The organism is Helicobacter sp. 11S02596-1, from assembly GCF_002272825.1.
Taxonomy (GTDB): domain Bacteria; phylum Campylobacterota; class Campylobacteria; order Campylobacterales; family Helicobacteraceae; genus Helicobacter_J.
The window spans coordinates 62933-76482 of record NZ_MLAM01000005.1; the positions used below are offsets into that span (position 1 = coordinate 62933).

Sequence of the window (13550 nt, forward strand, 5' to 3'; positions counted from 1 at the left end):
TATGATGAAAAAATATACCACAAAAGTAAAAATAAATATATCGCAAAAAGTGTGAAAGAAAAAAGAAGATAAATTTGTCAAATCGGAAAGAATCCGATTGGAGACAAATTCATTTTTTAAACAAATTCAATGATAGCCATTGAAGAAGCATCGCCTCTTCGGAGGCGGGTTCGCTGGATCCTTGTATAACCGCCCTTTCTGTCGATATATTTGGGAGCGATTTCTGTGATCAATTTTTTTGTAGCTGATTTGCTCTGCAATGAAGCAAACACGAAACGATGGGAGTTTAAATCCGGCGTCCTTGCAACGCTCACAAGCTTTTCAATATACGACTGCAATTCTTTGGCTTTAAACACGCCTGTTTCTATTTTTTGATGCTCGATCAACGCAATGGCTAGGTTTTTTAATAATGCTTTTCTGTGTGAAGAAGTCCTGCCAAGCTTTCTGTATCCGTGATTATGTCTCATTTTGTCTCCTTAACTCTTCATCTTTGTAATTTTTTTATTCAAAGACAATTTTAATTCTTCAGGCAGCTCAGAATCTACAGGATAGCCTAATTCCTGAAGTTTCTCTGCAATTTCATCATAAGATTTTTTACCCATATTTTTTATGTTTTTCAAATCATTTTCAGTCATCAAAACCAACTCACCCACATAGCGAATCCCGGTCCTATCGAGGCAATTAAAACATCGTGCGCTTAAATTGAGCGCGTCAATTTTGACCATCAAATCTTTCAATTCTGTGATGTCATCTGAAGACCCCTTAGAAATCGCAGGAACAGCGGTAACATCAGCACCAAAAATGCTCATTTGTAAATGCATTGTCGCAATAGCCTCTTGAAAAGCCTTATAAGGCTCAACCTGACCATCGGTCTCAATATCAAAAACTATTTTTTCATAACTAGGATTGTCTTCTACCAAAACATTTTCTATCTCATAAACTGCTTTTTTTACAGGGGTAAAATAAGCATCAAGGGGGATATAATCTTCAGGAATCATCCCTCTAATATCCTCGCTTGGAACATAGCCCATACCCTTTTGAACAATGATAGAAAAATCAAGAACGGCATCTTCGTTGATAGTAGCCAAATAAGCATCTTTATTCACAACATCCAAAACATCATTTACCAAATCCGCTCCAGTAAGTCCCATAGGACCTTTGAACGAATAATTGATTACGACTTGTTGGCCTTGTTCTCCTGAAGCCTTGTTGATAAAACGAATATTTTTTAAATTCACAATAAATGGCGAAACATCTTCTGATATACCACGAACAGAATCAAACTCGTGAGCAACACCTTCAATCTTAAGTCCGATTGGGGCATACCCCACCGAACTTGAAAGCAATAACCTCCTGATAGGGTGTGCCAAAGTAATGGCATATCCAGACTCAAACGGATAGGCTGCTATTTTAATTCTATTTTTATTTATCTCTTCTATATTGATATCCGTAGGAATATAGGGAGCTATTTTAATCGTTTTCATTCTTTCACCACCTAATTATTTAGAATACAACTCAACAATGAGCCTTTCCTCTATCGGAATCACAACTTCTTCCCTTTCAGGATAGCGGGTAAAAATACCATATTTTTTATCTTTTTCCACATCAACCCAAGGAACAATGCCAGTTTGGGAAGTCAATTCGACAGCGCGAATGATTTGATTATTATTTTTTGATTTTTCTGCAACCTCAATCTTTTGACCTGTGCGAACAAAGTATGAAGGAATATCCACCCTTTTGCCATCAATAAGAATATGCCCGTGAGTAACCAACTGGCGTGCAAATCTTCTTGTTGTTGCAAATCCCATTCTATAAACGACATTATCAAGTCTTCTTTCAATCAGGCGAATGAGATTTTCCCCCGTATTGCCATCCAGTCGGTTTGCCTCAACAAAAATCGCTCGGAATTGTTTTTCAGAAATCCCATACATCGCTTTGGCTTTTTGTTTTTCTCGAAGTTGCAAACCATACTCAGAAATCTTGCCTCTTTTTTGTCCGTGCTGTCCGGGACCATAAGGTCGCTTGTCTAAAGCACTCTTTCCTGCCAATCTTCTTTCGCCCTTTAAAGCTAGTGATACGCCAAATCGTCTTTCTAATTTTTCAACGGGTCCTCTATATCTTGCCATTCTATACTCCCTTACACTCTTCTTCTTTTAGGAGGTCTGCAACCATTATGGGGTAATGGTGTAACATCCTTTATCCAAAGAACTTTAATTCCCTCAATTGTTCCGACACTTTTCACAGCTGTTTCTCTGCCACTACCCGGTCCTTGAACCTTGATACCAACTTCTTTGATTCCGTGCTCTTTTGCCTTAGCCATCGCACTTTCAACAGCCTGCTGGGCTGCATAAGGCGTTGATTTTTTCGACCCTTTGAAACCAAGCCCGCCTGCTGTCGTCCAACAAATCACATTCCCCATTTCATCGGTAACGGTTACATTGGTGTTATTAAATGAAGCCGATATACAAACAATCCCTTTAGCTATATTTTTTCTGACTATTCTTTTTTTAGTCGCTGTATTTCTTTTAGCCATCTATCAGCCTCCTTTATTTACTACCAACTGTTTTTTTCTTGCCTTTTCGGGTGCGTGCATTGTTTTTGGTCGTTTGACCCCGCACTGGCAAACCTTTTCTATGACGAAGACCACGATAGTTCCCAAGATCCATCAATGATTTGATATTCATTTGAACTTTTTTTCTTAAATCACCCTCGACTATGTAGCCTTCTTGAATTTTTTTAGCAATTGCAGAGACTTCATCTTCGCTGAGATCATTAACTCGCTTATCAAAAGATATATTTACGGCATTTAAAATGTCTTGAGAACTTTTTAGCCCTATCCCGTAAATATAAGTAAGAGCGTATTCAACTCTTTTCTTTTTTGGCAAATCTACACCAGCAATTCTAGCCATATTTTATCCTTGTCTTTGTTTATGTTTTGGAGTGGAGCAAATCACTCGAACCACGCCTTTTCTTCTGATAACTTTGCATTTATCACACATTTTTTTAACCGAAGGTCGAACTTTCATTTTGTTTCTCCTAAATTTATGCAAAAGCATAACGTTTTTTAAAGCCCAAATTTATAGACTAAAAAGCTATGATTATAACGAATTTAAGTTTAAAAGTTTCTTAGTCTATTTGTATCTAAACGTAATCCTACCCTTATCCAGACTATAAGGAGTGAGTTCAATCTTTACCTTATCGCCAGGCAAAATCTTGATATAGTGCATTCGCATTTTGCCAGCAATATGACACAATACAATATGCTTATTGTCCAATTCCACCTTAAAAGTAGCGTTGGGCAAAGCTTCCAAGACCTTCCCATCTACCTCAATCACATCATCTTTTGCCATCGTTATATCTCCGTAAGTATTTCAGGTTTGCCATTTACAATCGCAATGGTGTGTTCATAATGGCTTCCATTGAGCCCATCGCTTGATGTAACACTCCATTTATCAGAAAGGATTTTTGGTTCTCCATCAAGCTGGCAAATCATAGGCTCGAGACAAAAAACCATCCCCTCTTTGATCTTGGGACCAGAGGTTGCACCTCTGCCATCCAAGTAGTTGGGTATTTCAGGTTCCTCGTGAGGCTTCCTGCCAATGCCGTGACCACAAAACCCTTTGAGAGGGACGAAGCCTTTTTTTAGGATAGCATCCTCAATAATTTTGCTTAATTCTTTAAATCGAAGACCTATTTTTATCTGATCAATAGCCTCATACAAGGTATCTTTAGCGCAAGCAATCAATTGGCGGTCTTTTTCTGAAATATCGCCTACCCCCATAGTGATAGCAGCATCCCCATACCATCCATCAATTTCAACACCAATATCAAATCCAACAATATCCCCTGACTTTAAGCGATAGTCATTAGGAATGCCGTGAATAATAACTGAATTAACAGAAATACACACCGCATTTGGAAAGCCATACAAGCCTTTAAAGGCAGGTCTAGCACCATTTTTTCTGATAAAATCCTCCGCTATCTTATCAAGCTCCAAAAGTGTCATCCCCTCTTTTGTGCGTGTTTCTAAAAGATTCAATGTCTCCCCAACGATACGATTGGGTTTGCGTAGGCAATCAATTTCTTTTGGATTTCTAATATTAATAGACACTAAAAACCTACCGCACTCAAGGTTTTGTATTTATTCATATAAATCTGTGCCTCTATTTTTCTCATTGTATCAATAGCAACCTGAACAACAATCAAAACGGCTGTGCCTCCAAAATAAAATGGCACGCCCATCCCTTTGACAAGTATCCAAGGCAATGTTGAGATCAAAGCCAAATACAAAGAACCCCAAAAAGTCAGATTGCTAGCAACTGAATTTAAAAACGAAGAAGTACCCTCGCCGGGTCTCATTCCAGGTATATAGCCACCCTGACGCTTGAGATTATCAGCAATATCTTTTGAATTGAAAACAATAGAAGAATAAAAATAGGCAAAAAATATCACCAACAAAAACATCAAAACATTATAGGCATAGCCGTGCGGGCTCAAAAAATCAGCTATTGCTTGGACTGTCTTATTGGAAGAAGCTTGCAAAATTGTCGATGGAAATACCAATAAAGCAGAAGCAAAAATAGGCGGGATCACGCCACTTAAATTCAGCTTGATGGGGATATAGTTCATAATGCGCTTGTTTTGATTCTGCATAATCACTTTTCTTGCATAAGATACAGGAATCCTTCTTTCAGCAAGCTCGACATAAATGATGACAAAAACCGTGGCTAAGATAATCACAAATATGCCAATCAGCACCAAGAAATTAATCACTCCCGTATTGGCAAGATTAAATGTCCCAGCAATCGCAGAAGGTATGCCTGAAACAATACCCGCAAAGATAATCAAACTGATACCATTACCCACGCCTCGTTGCGTAATCTGCTCACCAATCCACATCAAAAGCATTGTGCCAGTCAGCATTGAAAAAGCAGAGATAACCAAAAAAGTCTGCATATCAATCATAATCGCACCATTAGGCCCATTTCCAATGCTTTTGAGACCAAATGAAACGCTCACAGCCTGAATTAGGGTAATAAAAATTGTGGCATAACGAACGATCTGCATATATTTTTGCATACCATCACGCTCTTTTTTCATTTTTGCCAAATTTGGAAATGTAGCTGCCAAAAGCTCCATCACGATAGAAGCCGTGATATAGGGCATCACACCTAGCGAAATGATACTCAAACGAGAAACGGCATCACCACTAAACATATTAAACAAGCCGAGTGCATTTCCAGAATTGTTGTCAAAAAAAGCTTTGATTGCAGCCAAATCAACTCCGGGAATAGGCACATACGCCAAGATTCTGTATAAAAACAAAAACCCTAGAGTGATGAGTATTTTACCAATGATTGCTTTATTCATTATTTTTGTCCGCTAGTCCGGATGCGTTCGTCTTTGATTTTTGCCGATAGACCCTGAGTGCTCGCTCCGATAATCTTGATTTTTTCTATATAAGATGGAAACTTATGCACGCTCCTGATACTTTCAAAAGTAATTTCAGGGAGTTTAGCAATATTCTTAAATTTTTCTATATTGATAACATAAGGCTTTTGAATCTTTGTCCGAAAGCCAATTTTTGGCAATCTTCTTTGAAGAGGCTGTTGGCCACCCTCAAAACCCCGTTTTGCCTTATAACCACTCCTAGCAGTCTGTCCTTTGCCTCCTCTAGTGGAGGTTTTTCCCATACCGCTACCCTGACCTCTGCCCACTCGCTTGATATCGCGAACACTTCCAAAAGCTGGTTTCAAATCTTCTAACGCCATAAAAGCTCCTTATGCCTTGATTCTGGCAAGCGCATCAACGGTTGCCCGCACAACATTATAAGGATTATTTGAACCCAAAGATTTTGTCAAAATATCCTTAATTCCAGCCAATTCAATCACAGGTCTTGCAGAACCGCCTGCAATAACCCCAGTTCCCTCGCTTGCAGGTTTCAAAAGGATTTTGCTTGCGTTGTATTTATGCTCAATATCGTGAGGAATCGTCGTGCCCTTGATATTGACCTGAATGATATTCTTAAACGCATCATCAACCGCCTTTTTGATAGCATCAGGAACTTCTTTTGCCTTACCCAAACCAAATCCGACAAGACCATTTTTATTTCCGATAACCACAAGGGCATTGAATCGGAATCTTCTCCCGCCTTTAACAACCTTGGTGACCCTTCCAATATTCACAACAACTTCACTAAATTCTTCTCTGTTGATTTCCATACTTTTCCTTTAAAGAGCTATGCCATTTTCTCGTAGAGACTCTGCAAAAGTCGCAATGACACCGTGATACAAATAACCATTTCTGTCATAAATCGCTTCAGTAATCCCTGCTTGTTTCAAGCTTTGCGCAAATGCTTGTGCGATGTTTTTGGCATCTTCTTTATTGTTGCCTAAGCCCATTTTTTTTCCATCTACACATACAAGTGTCCTATGCCCTACATCATCAATCGCTTGGGCATACAAATATTTATTAGATCTAAAAATACTGATTCTAGGCTTCAAATTTGTTCCAAATAATTTACCCCTGACCCGCAATTTTCTTTTTTCTCTGAGTTTCTTTTTTCTTTCTAATGTCTTTGTTGTCATCGTGATACCCCTGAATTATTTCTTAGCAGTTTTACCGGCTTTGCGTATGATTGTCTCATCGCTATATTTGATTCCCTTGCCTTTATAGGGCTCTGGAGGTCTAAATTCCCTAATCTCAGCTGCGATTTGTCCGATCTGTTGCTTATCACTTCCCTTGATGGTGATGGTATTTTTATCAACGCTCATCTCAACGCCCTCAGGAATGGGGTATTTAACAGGATGGCTAAATCCCAAAGCAAGCTCAAGGGTTTTTCCCACAACCGCTGCCTTGTAACCAACGCCATTGATTTCAAGAACTTTACTAAATCCTGAAGTCATTCCCACAACAATATTATTTGCCAAAGCTCTATAAGTCCCCCAATAAGCTCTGGATTGTGGCTCATTATCCACAGAAGTGAAACTTAGCTCATTTTCATTCAAAGCAATCTGAACCCTGCCATAGGTTTCAAGTTCTTTGGTAATTTTGCCACCTTTAAACACAATTTTGCTCCCTTCAACGATTGCTTGAATCGTATTTGGAATGCTAATAGGTCTTTTTCCAACTCTTGACATATCTTTCTCCTACCATATACTACAAAGCGCTTCACCGCCGACATTCTGCCTGTAGGCATCTTCATTGGCAATCACACCTTTGCTGGTGCTAACTACAATCGTGCCATAACCATTTTTGAATTTTTTCAATTCACTTCGTCCCTTATAAACCCTTCTGCCGGGCTTACTAATCCTCTTGATTTCATTGATAAGCGGGTAGCCCCTTTCATCATATGCGAGCTGAACAGAGATAGATTGCTTGCCATCTTTGTCATTAACATTATAATCTTTTACAAAACCTTTTGTTTTGAAAACTTCAAGAATAGAAACAACAATCTTAGCATAATAAAGATTGGTAACCTCCAATCTCCTCATTGATGCGTTTCTAAGTCGAGTTAATGAATCTGCGATTATATCATTTACCATTTTTATTCCTTACCAACTAGCTTTGCGAAGTCCGGGAATCAACCCTTCATTACCCATTTTTCTCAAACATACCCTGCAAAGTCCAAAATCCCTATAAACAGAATGGGGTCTCCCACATACTTGACACCTGCTGTATTTTCTTGCACTAAATTTTGCTTTTCTTTTTGTTTTAGCAATCATTGATTTTTTTGCCATTTTATTTTCCTTTTGCAAATGGCATACCAAGAAGTTCGAGTAACTTGAATGCCTCTTTATCGTTATCTGTGGAAGTAACTATGGTGATATTCATCCCGTGAGTTACCATAATATCATCATAAACCACTTCTGGGAACATCAACTGCTCATTAAGCCCAAAGCTATAATTCCCCCTACCATCAAACCCATTTCGGGATACCCCTCTAAAATCCTTGACTCTAGGCAAAGATATAACGATGAGTTTTTCCAAAAAGTTATACATTTGATTGCCTCGAAGAGTAACCTTCACGCCCATTGGCATCCCTTCTCGCATTTTGAAACCAGCGACTGATTTTTTTGCCAGCGTGATGACAGCCTTTTGTCCTGCGATGAGTGAAATGGTATCGGCAATATTTTGCATAATCTTGGCATCTTTGGCGTGATCGCCCGCACCCACACTGATAATGATTTTCTCAAGCTTTGGCAAAAGCATAGGGTTTTTAATACCCAGCTCAGTAGCCATTTTTGGCTTCACTTCTTCCTGATAGATTTTTTTCAAACCAAACATAATTATTTCTCCTCAGCTTTCTTGACATTCGAAATACTCATCGGCATTTCCTTGCTTGTAAATCCGCCTTTAGGATTATCATCTGTTGGCTTGATGGCTTTTTTTGCAATCTTACAACCCTCTACGATTACTTGTGCGGTTTTTGGCAACACAGCAAGAACTTTTCCCATCTTGCCCTTATCATCACCAGCAATCACTTTTACCATATCGCCTTTTTTTATCTTAAACTTTGTCACTATAATACCTCCGGAGCTAACGATACTATTTTCATAAAATTCGCATATCGCACTTCTCTACTGACAGGACCAAATATCCTTGTGCCAATGGGTTCTTTTTTGGCATCCAAAATAACAGCAGCATTGTCATCAAAACGAACCAGCGAGCCATTATCCCTTTGAATCTCTTTTTTTGTCCTGACAATAACAGCCTTGATGACTTGCCCTTTTTTGACCTTTCCATTAGGGATGGCTTTTTTCACAGATGCCACGATCACATCGCCAACTTTGGCATATCTGCGATGACTACCACCCAATACCTTAATACACATAATCTCTTTTGCGCCGCTATTATCAGCTACGGCTAATCTTGTAAAACTTTGTATCATCTCATACCCCTACCAAAACAATTTCTTTTAGATTGAAAGCTTTGGTCTTAGAAATAGGCTTGCATTCAATTGCAGTCACAACATCGCCGACCTTAACCGCATTATCCTGATCGTGAATGGTGTATTTTTTGAACCTTTTAACGATTTTTCTGTATTTGGGATGGACAACTTTTCTTTCAACCAAAATAACAGCACTCTGATCGCCAGCTTTACTGACAACTTTACCTTGAATTATTCTTTTATGTGGTTGTTTCTCACTCATATTCAATCCTTCACCCATATTCAATCTTTTTTGGCAGATATTGCTGTATTGATTCTGGCAATATCTTTTCTGACTGCTGCAATTTGACCCGGGTTATTCAATTGCATTGTTTTAAGCTTCAATTTCAATTCAAAAAGCTCGGACTTTTTTTCAACCAACATTTTTTTTAGTTCTTCTATTTCTTTGTCTTTTAATTCAATAAATTTCATTTTCACTCTCGCTAGTTATGATTTTTGTCTTGAATGGCAATTTGCTTTGTGCCAAAGCCAAAGCTTCTCTAGCAGTAGCTTCATCAATGCCTGTCATTTCATAAATGATTCTCCCGGGCTTGATATTCATTACCCATTTTTCTACAGACCCTTTACCTTTTCCCATTCTTGTTTCCAGGGGCTTGGCAGTCAAAGGCTTGTCAGGAAATACACGAATCCAAACCTTTCCAGCTCTCTTGATATGTCTTGTCATCGCAATACGTGCGGACTCAATCTGGCGAGAATCAATGCGTCCGTGTTCGAGTGCCTTGATAGCAATATCCCCAAAAGCCAAAGAAGAACCTCTGAAAGATTTGCCTCTATTTCTGCCTTTCATCTGCTTTCTATATTTTGTTTTTTTCGGCATCAACATCGTTATTGTCTCCCTCTTCTGGTTTTTGTCCTAGCATCCCTGCTATCTCTTTCATCTTCTTTTCTTTCAGGCTGGATTCCTTTTTGCAAAACCTCACCCTTGAAAATCCAGACTTTCACACCAATAATGCCATACGTCGTCATTGCCTCAGCAAACCCGTAATCAATCTTGGCTCGGAGTGTATGGAGAGGCACTCTACCTTCCATATACCACTCAGTTCTTGCCATCTCCGCTCCAGCAAGCCTACCGGATACTTTGATTTTTATTCCCCTTGCACCCGATTTGATCGCAGTTTGCATTACTTTTTTCATCGCCCTTCTAAAGGCTACCCGCTTTTCAAGCTGTGTCGCAACATTTTCAGCTGCCAATTGCGCATTGGATTGGGGGCGTTTGACTTCTTTGATATTAATAGAAATATCTTTTTGAACGAGCATTTTCAAAGATTGTTTAACCTTTTCAATATCTGCGCCTTTTTTTCCAATAATCAAACCAGGTCTTGCAGCCACAACCGTTACACGAAGTTTTTTTGCCGCTCTTTCAATAATGATCTCACTCACCCCAGCATAATAAAGCTCTTTTTTCAAGAATTTTCTTATCTTATAATCTTCAGCAATATTCAAAGGCGTGGTTTGAGTATTTGGAAACCATCTTGAAATCCAGTTTCTGTTAATCCCTAATCTTAAACCTATTGGATTGACTTTTTGTCCCATAATTACTTATCCTCACCTTTAGTTTTTTTACTTGTTTTTGTTGATTTTTTTACAAGAGCGTCCTCTTTGCTGGCAGTGCTTTTTGTGCGATTTTTTTGAACTGGTTTATCGCCCACCTCGACTAAAATATGAGAAGTCGGTTTGCGAATCGGTGTCGCCCTACCCTTGGCACGAGGCATAAACCTCCTCAAAACCGGACCCGCATCAACACGACAAGAAGTGATATAAGCACTCTGGGCGTCAAATCCTCCATTAGCCACTGCAGAAGCAACGACTTTCGAAATGACTCGAGCGGCTTTATTAGGGGTAAATTCCAAACTAGCAATCGCTAACTCCGCATTCATCCCTTGAATCTCTCTAGCGATCAATCTAGCTTTCGTTGGGGAAAGCCTAATATATCTTAATAATGCTTTACTCATCAACTCTCCTTACTTGCCAATCTTTTTTTGGACACTGCCCTTATGTCCCTTGAAAGTCCGTGTGGGTGCAAACTCGCCTAATTTGTATCCAACGTGATTTTCTGTAACATAAACCGGAATAAACACCCTGCCATTATGAACGTTATAAGTAAAACCTATCATTTCAGGCAATATGGTGCTTCTTCTTGACCAAGTTTTGATAGGCTTATTATCTTTTCCTTCTTTGGCTTTCAATGTTTTTTTCATCAAACAATCATCAATAAAAGGACCTTTTTTAATTGATCGTGCCATTTTTATATCCTTATTTTTTCTTTCTAGAAATAATCAATCTATCGCTAGCTTTTTTGCGTCTTGTTTTATAGCCTTTAGCTGGAATGCCCCAAGGAGAAACTGGATGACCACTTGAACCTGTTTTTCCTTCACCACCGCCGTGCGGGTGATCTACAGGGTTCATCGCACTACCTCTGGTTTGCGGTCTGATACCCCGATGTCTATTTCTTCCTGCCTTGCCAATAGAAATGTTGATAAAATCTTCATTTCCGACAACACCAATCGTCGCCATACACTCATCAAGGATATATCGCATTTCCCCGCTTGGCATTCTTAAAATCGTATATTTCCCTTCTCTACCCATAATCTGAGCGCTAGCACCCGCACTTCTGGCTAGCTGACCACCCGCACCCGGATGCATTTCGATATTATGCACGATAGTCCCTACGGGAATATTTTTTAGCTTCATTGCAAAACCGGTCTTGATATCAAGTCCAGCCTCTGCGGCAACCACAGGATCGCCCACACTGAGCCCACTGGGTTGTAAAATATATCTTTTATCCCCATCAGGATAATTCACCAAAGCAATCCTACAATTTCTATAGGGATCGTATTCAATCGCTTCAACCTTGCCGATAATATTGAATTTGTTTCGCTTAAAATCAATTACACGATAGAGTTTTTTTGCCCCACCCTCTTTGTGCCGACTCGTGATCCTGCCATTGTTATTTCTTCCCGCAGTTACGGGCAATTTCACAAGCAATTTTCTCACGCTTGGCTTGGAAGTAATGTCCTTAGAACTCAGTCCAGACATAAACCTCCGACTAGGGGTGTAGGGTTTATAGGTCTTGATTGCCATTTTTCACTCCTTATACAGAGAGCGAAGGTATCTTCGCATCTTCTGGAACTTTCACATAAAATTTTTTAAACGAATTTCTCTGCCCAAGCTTGCCTTTGAAACGCTTGACCTTTCCCTCTTGTCTCAAAGAATTGATACGCAAAGGCGTAAAACCAAAATAATCTTTGAAAACTTGCTTGAGCTGATTTTTGGTTACCTTGCTTGAAGTTTGCACGACCATAATCCCGCTCTCTTGCATTGAGAGAGATTTCTCCGTATAAAGCATTGATTTAATATCTGTTATATCTGCCATATTGACCTTCCCTCATTATTTGGATTGAATAATCTCATCAAAAACTGCTTTTTCCATCACTACGGAATTAAAAGCAGCCACCAAGTATGCATTTAGTTCATTTGCATCCACCAAATAACAACTTTTTAGATTTCTAAAAGCCAAAAATGTGGGTTCATCACTCATTTGGCAAACAAATAAAACACTGCGCTCATTCAAAGATTTGAACATATTATTGGCATCTTTAGTTTTGCCTGTGGCAACTGCAATGCTATCAATTAAATAAAGTTTTGCATTTTCTGCTTTTTGCTTGAGTGCATATTCAAGAGCAAGTTTTTTTTGTTTTTTGTTGATTTTGAGATTATAATTTCGCTGATTGCTTGGCCCGTGAGAAACACCCCCGCCTACAAATATAGGAGAAGTAATACTCCCAGCTCTCGCTCTCCCGCCGCCTTTTTGACTCCAAGGCTTTTTGCCCCCACCACTGACTTCGCCACGATTTTTTGCATTTGCGCTATTGGCACGAAGAGACGCAGAATAAGACTTGACATAAAGATACAAATTATGTTCGTTGATCTCATTATATCTTTGAGGCAAGTCAATTTCGCTTGTCTTTTTGAGTTGATTATCCAATACTACTGCCTTACTCATTATTTTACCCTTATTATTTCGTAATCATTATTTTGCCATAAGCACCAGAAAATCCAGCCACAGAGCCTTTCACAGCCAAAATCCCGCTTTCTTTGTCAAAAGAAACGACTTCATTTTGCCCGGTAACTTTTTCATTCCCATAATGACCTGCCATCTTTTTGCCCGGCTGGACTCGTCCTGGCCATTCTCTATTCCCAATCGAACCAAGCCTTCTGTGAAATCTACTCCCGTGCGCAGCGGGCCCACCTTGGAAATTCCAGCGTTTCATCGCACCAGAAAATCCTCTACCTTTTGTATAAAAGGTTACTTTTAGCTTCTTGGCATTTTCAAGCGCTGTGGCATCCAAATCCCCAGCTTCCTTGTTAGCAACCAACAACGTAGCAAAATGATTAAATTCTTTACTCAATTGGTATTTTTTTTGTTGGCCCTCAATGGATTTATTCCATTGCTTCCCATTAGCATAAGCCACTAATGCCTTGCCATTCTCATAAACTTGGCAAACTTTGGCATTCAGCACTCTAAGCAACGTTACAGGCGTGCTTGAAGTCCCTATGGTCCTACTCATACCAATTTTTTCTACTAAAAATTCCATTTTCT

Annotated in this window: 28 protein-coding genes; all 28 read right to left on the reverse strand. The window is 39.3% G+C overall.

What is annotated here, in order from left to right; genetic code table 11:
• Positions 1-116: 116 nt before the first annotated feature.
• The 28 genes from rplQ to rplC all read right to left on the reverse strand — a co-directional run bounded on the left by rplQ (position 117) and on the right by rplC (position 13545).
• Entirely contained in the window at positions 117-467 is a 351-nt protein-coding gene (rplQ, locus tag BJI48_RS04185) for a 50S ribosomal protein L17 (RefSeq protein ID WP_095332236.1), read from the reverse strand.
• A 9-nt stretch (positions 468-476) separates the two neighbouring features.
• Positions 477-1484 (reverse strand): DNA-directed RNA polymerase subunit alpha, encoded by a 1008-nt coding sequence (locus BJI48_RS04190; protein ID WP_095332238.1) that lies wholly within the window; start codon positions 1482-1484, stop codon positions 477-479.
• A 15-nt stretch (positions 1485-1499) separates the two neighbouring features.
• On the reverse strand, positions 1500-2126 hold the full coding sequence (gene rpsD / locus BJI48_RS04195; protein ID WP_095332240.1) for a 30S ribosomal protein S4: 627 nt from the start codon (positions 2124-2126) through the stop codon (positions 1500-1502).
• 11 nt (positions 2127-2137) lie between these two features.
• A complete protein-coding gene (rpsK, locus tag BJI48_RS04200) occupies positions 2138-2533 on the reverse strand; it encodes a 30S ribosomal protein S11 (RefSeq protein ID WP_095332242.1) in 396 nt (131 codons plus the stop codon).
• 13 nt (positions 2534-2546) lie between these two features.
• A complete protein-coding gene (rpsM, locus tag BJI48_RS04205; RefSeq protein ID WP_095332244.1) occupies positions 2547-2909 on the reverse strand; it encodes a 30S ribosomal protein S13 in 363 nt (120 codons plus the stop codon).
• Positions 2910-2912: 3 nt separating this feature from the next.
• Positions 2913-3026, reverse strand: a complete 114-nt coding sequence (rpmJ, locus tag BJI48_RS04210; RefSeq protein ID WP_095332246.1) for a 50S ribosomal protein L36 — start codon at positions 3024-3026, stop codon at positions 2913-2915.
• A 105-nt stretch (positions 3027-3131) separates the two neighbouring features.
• On the reverse strand, positions 3132-3350 hold the full coding sequence (gene infA / locus BJI48_RS04215) for a translation initiation factor IF-1 (RefSeq protein WP_095332248.1): 219 nt from the start codon (positions 3348-3350) through the stop codon (positions 3132-3134).
• A 2-nt stretch (positions 3351-3352) separates the two neighbouring features.
• Positions 3353-4111, reverse strand: a complete 759-nt coding sequence (map, locus tag BJI48_RS04220) for a type I methionyl aminopeptidase (protein WP_095332250.1) — start codon at positions 4109-4111, stop codon at positions 3353-3355.
• The gene (secY, locus tag BJI48_RS04225) at positions 4111-5370 is read right to left on the reverse strand and encodes a preprotein translocase subunit SecY (protein WP_095332252.1); all 1260 of its coding nucleotides are present in this window, start codon (positions 5368-5370) and stop codon (positions 4111-4113) included. The genes map and secY overlap by 1 nt, the downstream gene beginning before the upstream one ends.
• On the reverse strand, positions 5370-5771 hold the full coding sequence (rplO, locus tag BJI48_RS04230) for a 50S ribosomal protein L15 (RefSeq protein ID WP_095332254.1): 402 nt from the start codon (positions 5769-5771) through the stop codon (positions 5370-5372). Before rplO ends, secY begins: the two co-directional genes overlap by 1 nt.
• 9 nt (positions 5772-5780) lie before the next feature.
• Positions 5781-6221, reverse strand: coding sequence for a 30S ribosomal protein S5 (gene rpsE / locus BJI48_RS04235; RefSeq protein WP_095332256.1), 441 nt, complete (start codon positions 6219-6221; stop codon positions 5781-5783).
• 9 nt (positions 6222-6230) lie between these two features.
• On the reverse strand, positions 6231-6587 hold the full coding sequence (gene rplR / locus BJI48_RS04240; protein ID WP_095332258.1) for a 50S ribosomal protein L18: 357 nt from the start codon (positions 6585-6587) through the stop codon (positions 6231-6233).
• Between the two features lie 15 nt (positions 6588-6602).
• Entirely contained in the window at positions 6603-7139 is a 537-nt protein-coding gene (rplF, locus tag BJI48_RS04245; RefSeq protein WP_095332260.1) for a 50S ribosomal protein L6, read from the reverse strand.
• A 9-nt stretch (positions 7140-7148) separates the two neighbouring features.
• Positions 7149-7544, reverse strand: coding sequence for a 30S ribosomal protein S8 (gene rpsH, locus BJI48_RS04250; protein WP_095332262.1), 396 nt, complete (start codon positions 7542-7544; stop codon positions 7149-7151).
• 9 nt (positions 7545-7553) lie between these two features.
• Positions 7554-7739 carry a type Z 30S ribosomal protein S14 gene (locus tag BJI48_RS04255; RefSeq protein ID WP_095298039.1) on the reverse strand — a complete coding sequence of 62 codons (186 nt, stop codon included), beginning with the start codon at positions 7737-7739 and terminating at the stop codon, positions 7554-7556.
• 1 nt (position 7740) lies between these two features.
• Positions 7741-8286, reverse strand: a complete 546-nt coding sequence (rplE, locus tag BJI48_RS04260; protein ID WP_095332264.1) for a 50S ribosomal protein L5 — start codon at positions 8284-8286, stop codon at positions 7741-7743.
• Positions 8287-8288: 2 nt separating this feature from the next.
• Positions 8289-8522: a 50S ribosomal protein L24 gene (gene rplX / locus BJI48_RS04265; protein WP_095332266.1), complete on the reverse strand. Its 234-nt coding sequence runs from the start codon at positions 8520-8522 to the stop codon at positions 8289-8291.
• Positions 8522-8890: a 50S ribosomal protein L14 gene (gene rplN, locus BJI48_RS04270; RefSeq protein ID WP_095332268.1), complete on the reverse strand. Its 369-nt coding sequence runs from the start codon at positions 8888-8890 to the stop codon at positions 8522-8524. The genes rplX and rplN overlap by 1 nt, the downstream gene beginning before the upstream one ends.
• Before the next feature lies 1 nt (position 8891).
• On the reverse strand, positions 8892-9152 hold the full coding sequence (gene rpsQ, locus BJI48_RS04275; protein ID WP_095332270.1) for a 30S ribosomal protein S17: 261 nt from the start codon (positions 9150-9152) through the stop codon (positions 8892-8894).
• A 20-nt stretch (positions 9153-9172) separates the two neighbouring features.
• Positions 9173-9361, reverse strand: coding sequence for a 50S ribosomal protein L29 (gene rpmC / locus BJI48_RS04280; RefSeq protein ID WP_095298049.1), 189 nt, complete (start codon positions 9359-9361; stop codon positions 9173-9175).
• A complete protein-coding gene (rplP, locus tag BJI48_RS04285; RefSeq protein ID WP_095332272.1) occupies positions 9348-9773 on the reverse strand; it encodes a 50S ribosomal protein L16 in 426 nt (141 codons plus the stop codon). The genes rpmC and rplP overlap by 14 nt, the downstream gene beginning before the upstream one ends.
• Before the next feature lie 2 nt (positions 9774-9775).
• Positions 9776-10483, reverse strand: a complete 708-nt coding sequence (rpsC, locus tag BJI48_RS04290; RefSeq protein ID WP_095332274.1) for a 30S ribosomal protein S3 — start codon at positions 10481-10483, stop codon at positions 9776-9778.
• 2 nt (positions 10484-10485) lie between these two features.
• Positions 10486-10902: a 50S ribosomal protein L22 gene (rplV, locus tag BJI48_RS04295; protein ID WP_095332276.1), complete on the reverse strand. Its 417-nt coding sequence runs from the start codon at positions 10900-10902 to the stop codon at positions 10486-10488.
• A gap of 9 nt (positions 10903-10911) precedes the next feature.
• Entirely contained in the window at positions 10912-11193 is a 282-nt protein-coding gene (gene rpsS, locus BJI48_RS04300) for a 30S ribosomal protein S19 (RefSeq protein WP_095332278.1), read from the reverse strand.
• Positions 11194-11203: 10 nt separating this feature from the next.
• A complete protein-coding gene (gene rplB, locus BJI48_RS04305) occupies positions 11204-12031 on the reverse strand; it encodes a 50S ribosomal protein L2 (RefSeq protein ID WP_095332280.1) in 828 nt (275 codons plus the stop codon).
• A 10-nt stretch (positions 12032-12041) separates the two neighbouring features.
• The gene (locus tag BJI48_RS04310; protein WP_095332282.1) at positions 12042-12323 is read right to left on the reverse strand and encodes a 50S ribosomal protein L23; all 282 of its coding nucleotides are present in this window, start codon (positions 12321-12323) and stop codon (positions 12042-12044) included.
• Between the two features lie 15 nt (positions 12324-12338).
• Positions 12339-12953 (reverse strand): 50S ribosomal protein L4, encoded by a 615-nt coding sequence (gene rplD / locus BJI48_RS04315; RefSeq protein ID WP_095332284.1) that lies wholly within the window; start codon positions 12951-12953, stop codon positions 12339-12341.
• Positions 12954-12966: 13 nt separating this feature from the next.
• Complete coding sequence (rplC, locus tag BJI48_RS04320) at positions 12967-13545, reverse strand: 50S ribosomal protein L3 (protein WP_095332286.1); 579 nt, start codon at positions 13543-13545, stop codon at positions 12967-12969.
• Positions 13546-13550 lie beyond the last annotated feature (5 nt).

Bases quoted from the DNA above. Each gene is read 5' to 3' on its own strand.
- rplQ (WP_095332236.1), bottom strand. From the start codon at position 467: ATGAGACATAATCACGGATACAGAAAGCTTGGCAGGACTTCTTCACAC.
- BJI48_RS04190 (WP_095332238.1), bottom strand. From the start codon at position 1,484: ATGAAAACGATTAAAATAGCTCCCTATATTCCTACGGATATCAATATA.
- rpsD (WP_095332240.1), bottom strand. From the start codon at position 2,126: ATGGCAAGATATAGAGGACCCGTTGAAAAATTAGAAAGACGATTTGGC.
- rpsK (WP_095332242.1), bottom strand. From the start codon at position 2,533: ATGGCTAAAAGAAATACAGCGACTAAAAAAAGAATAGTCAGAAAAAAT.
- rpsM (WP_095332244.1), bottom strand. From the start codon at position 2,909: ATGGCTAGAATTGCTGGTGTAGATTTGCCAAAAAAGAAAAGAGTTGAA.
- rpmJ (WP_095332246.1), bottom strand. From the start codon at position 3,026: ATGAAAGTTCGACCTTCGGTTAAAAAAATGTGTGATAAATGCAAAGTT.
- infA (WP_095332248.1), bottom strand. From the start codon at position 3,350: ATGGCAAAAGATGATGTGATTGAGGTAGATGGGAAGGTCTTGGAAGCT.
- secY (WP_095332252.1), bottom strand. From the start codon at position 5,370: ATGAATAAAGCAATCATTGGTAAAATACTCATCACTCTAGGGTTTTTG.
- rplO (WP_095332254.1), bottom strand. From the start codon at position 5,771: ATGGCGTTAGAAGATTTGAAACCAGCTTTTGGAAGTGTTCGCGATATC.
- rpsE (WP_095332256.1), bottom strand. From the start codon at position 6,221: ATGGAAATCAACAGAGAAGAATTTAGTGAAGTTGTTGTGAATATTGGA.
- rplR (WP_095332258.1), bottom strand. From the start codon at position 6,587: ATGACAACAAAGACATTAGAAAGAAAAAAGAAACTCAGAGAAAAAAGA.
- rplF (WP_095332260.1), bottom strand. From the start codon at position 7,139: ATGTCAAGAGTTGGAAAAAGACCTATTAGCATTCCAAATACGATTCAA.
- rpsH (WP_095332262.1), bottom strand. From the start codon at position 7,544: ATGGTAAATGATATAATCGCAGATTCATTAACTCGACTTAGAAACGCA.
- BJI48_RS04255 (WP_095298039.1), bottom strand. From the start codon at position 7,739: ATGGCAAAAAAATCAATGATTGCTAAAACAAAAAGAAAAGCAAAATTT.
- rplE (WP_095332264.1), bottom strand. From the start codon at position 8,286: ATGTTTGGTTTGAAAAAAATCTATCAGGAAGAAGTGAAGCCAAAAATG.
- rplN (WP_095332268.1), bottom strand. From the start codon at position 8,890: ATGATACAAAGTTTTACAAGATTAGCCGTAGCTGATAATAGCGGCGCA.
- rpsQ (WP_095332270.1), bottom strand. From the start codon at position 9,152: ATGAGTGAGAAACAACCACATAAAAGAATAATTCAAGGTAAAGTTGTC.
- rpmC (WP_095298049.1), bottom strand. From the start codon at position 9,361: ATGAAATTTATTGAATTAAAAGACAAAGAAATAGAAGAACTAAAAAAA.
- rplP (WP_095332272.1), bottom strand. From the start codon at position 9,773: ATGTTGATGCCGAAAAAAACAAAATATAGAAAGCAGATGAAAGGCAGA.
- rpsC (WP_095332274.1), bottom strand. From the start codon at position 10,483: ATGGGACAAAAAGTCAATCCAATAGGTTTAAGATTAGGGATTAACAGA.
- rplV (WP_095332276.1), bottom strand. From the start codon at position 10,902: ATGAGTAAAGCATTATTAAGATATATTAGGCTTTCCCCAACGAAAGCT.
- rpsS (WP_095332278.1), bottom strand. From the start codon at position 11,193: ATGGCACGATCAATTAAAAAAGGTCCTTTTATTGATGATTGTTTGATG.
- rplB (WP_095332280.1), bottom strand. From the start codon at position 12,031: ATGGCAATCAAGACCTATAAACCCTACACCCCTAGTCGGAGGTTTATG.
- BJI48_RS04310 (WP_095332282.1), bottom strand. From the start codon at position 12,323: ATGGCAGATATAACAGATATTAAATCAATGCTTTATACGGAGAAATCT.
- rplD (WP_095332284.1), bottom strand. From the start codon at position 12,953: ATGAGTAAGGCAGTAGTATTGGATAATCAACTCAAAAAGACAAGCGAA.
- rplC (WP_095332286.1), bottom strand. From the start codon at position 13,545: ATGGAATTTTTAGTAGAAAAAATTGGTATGAGTAGGACCATAGGGACT.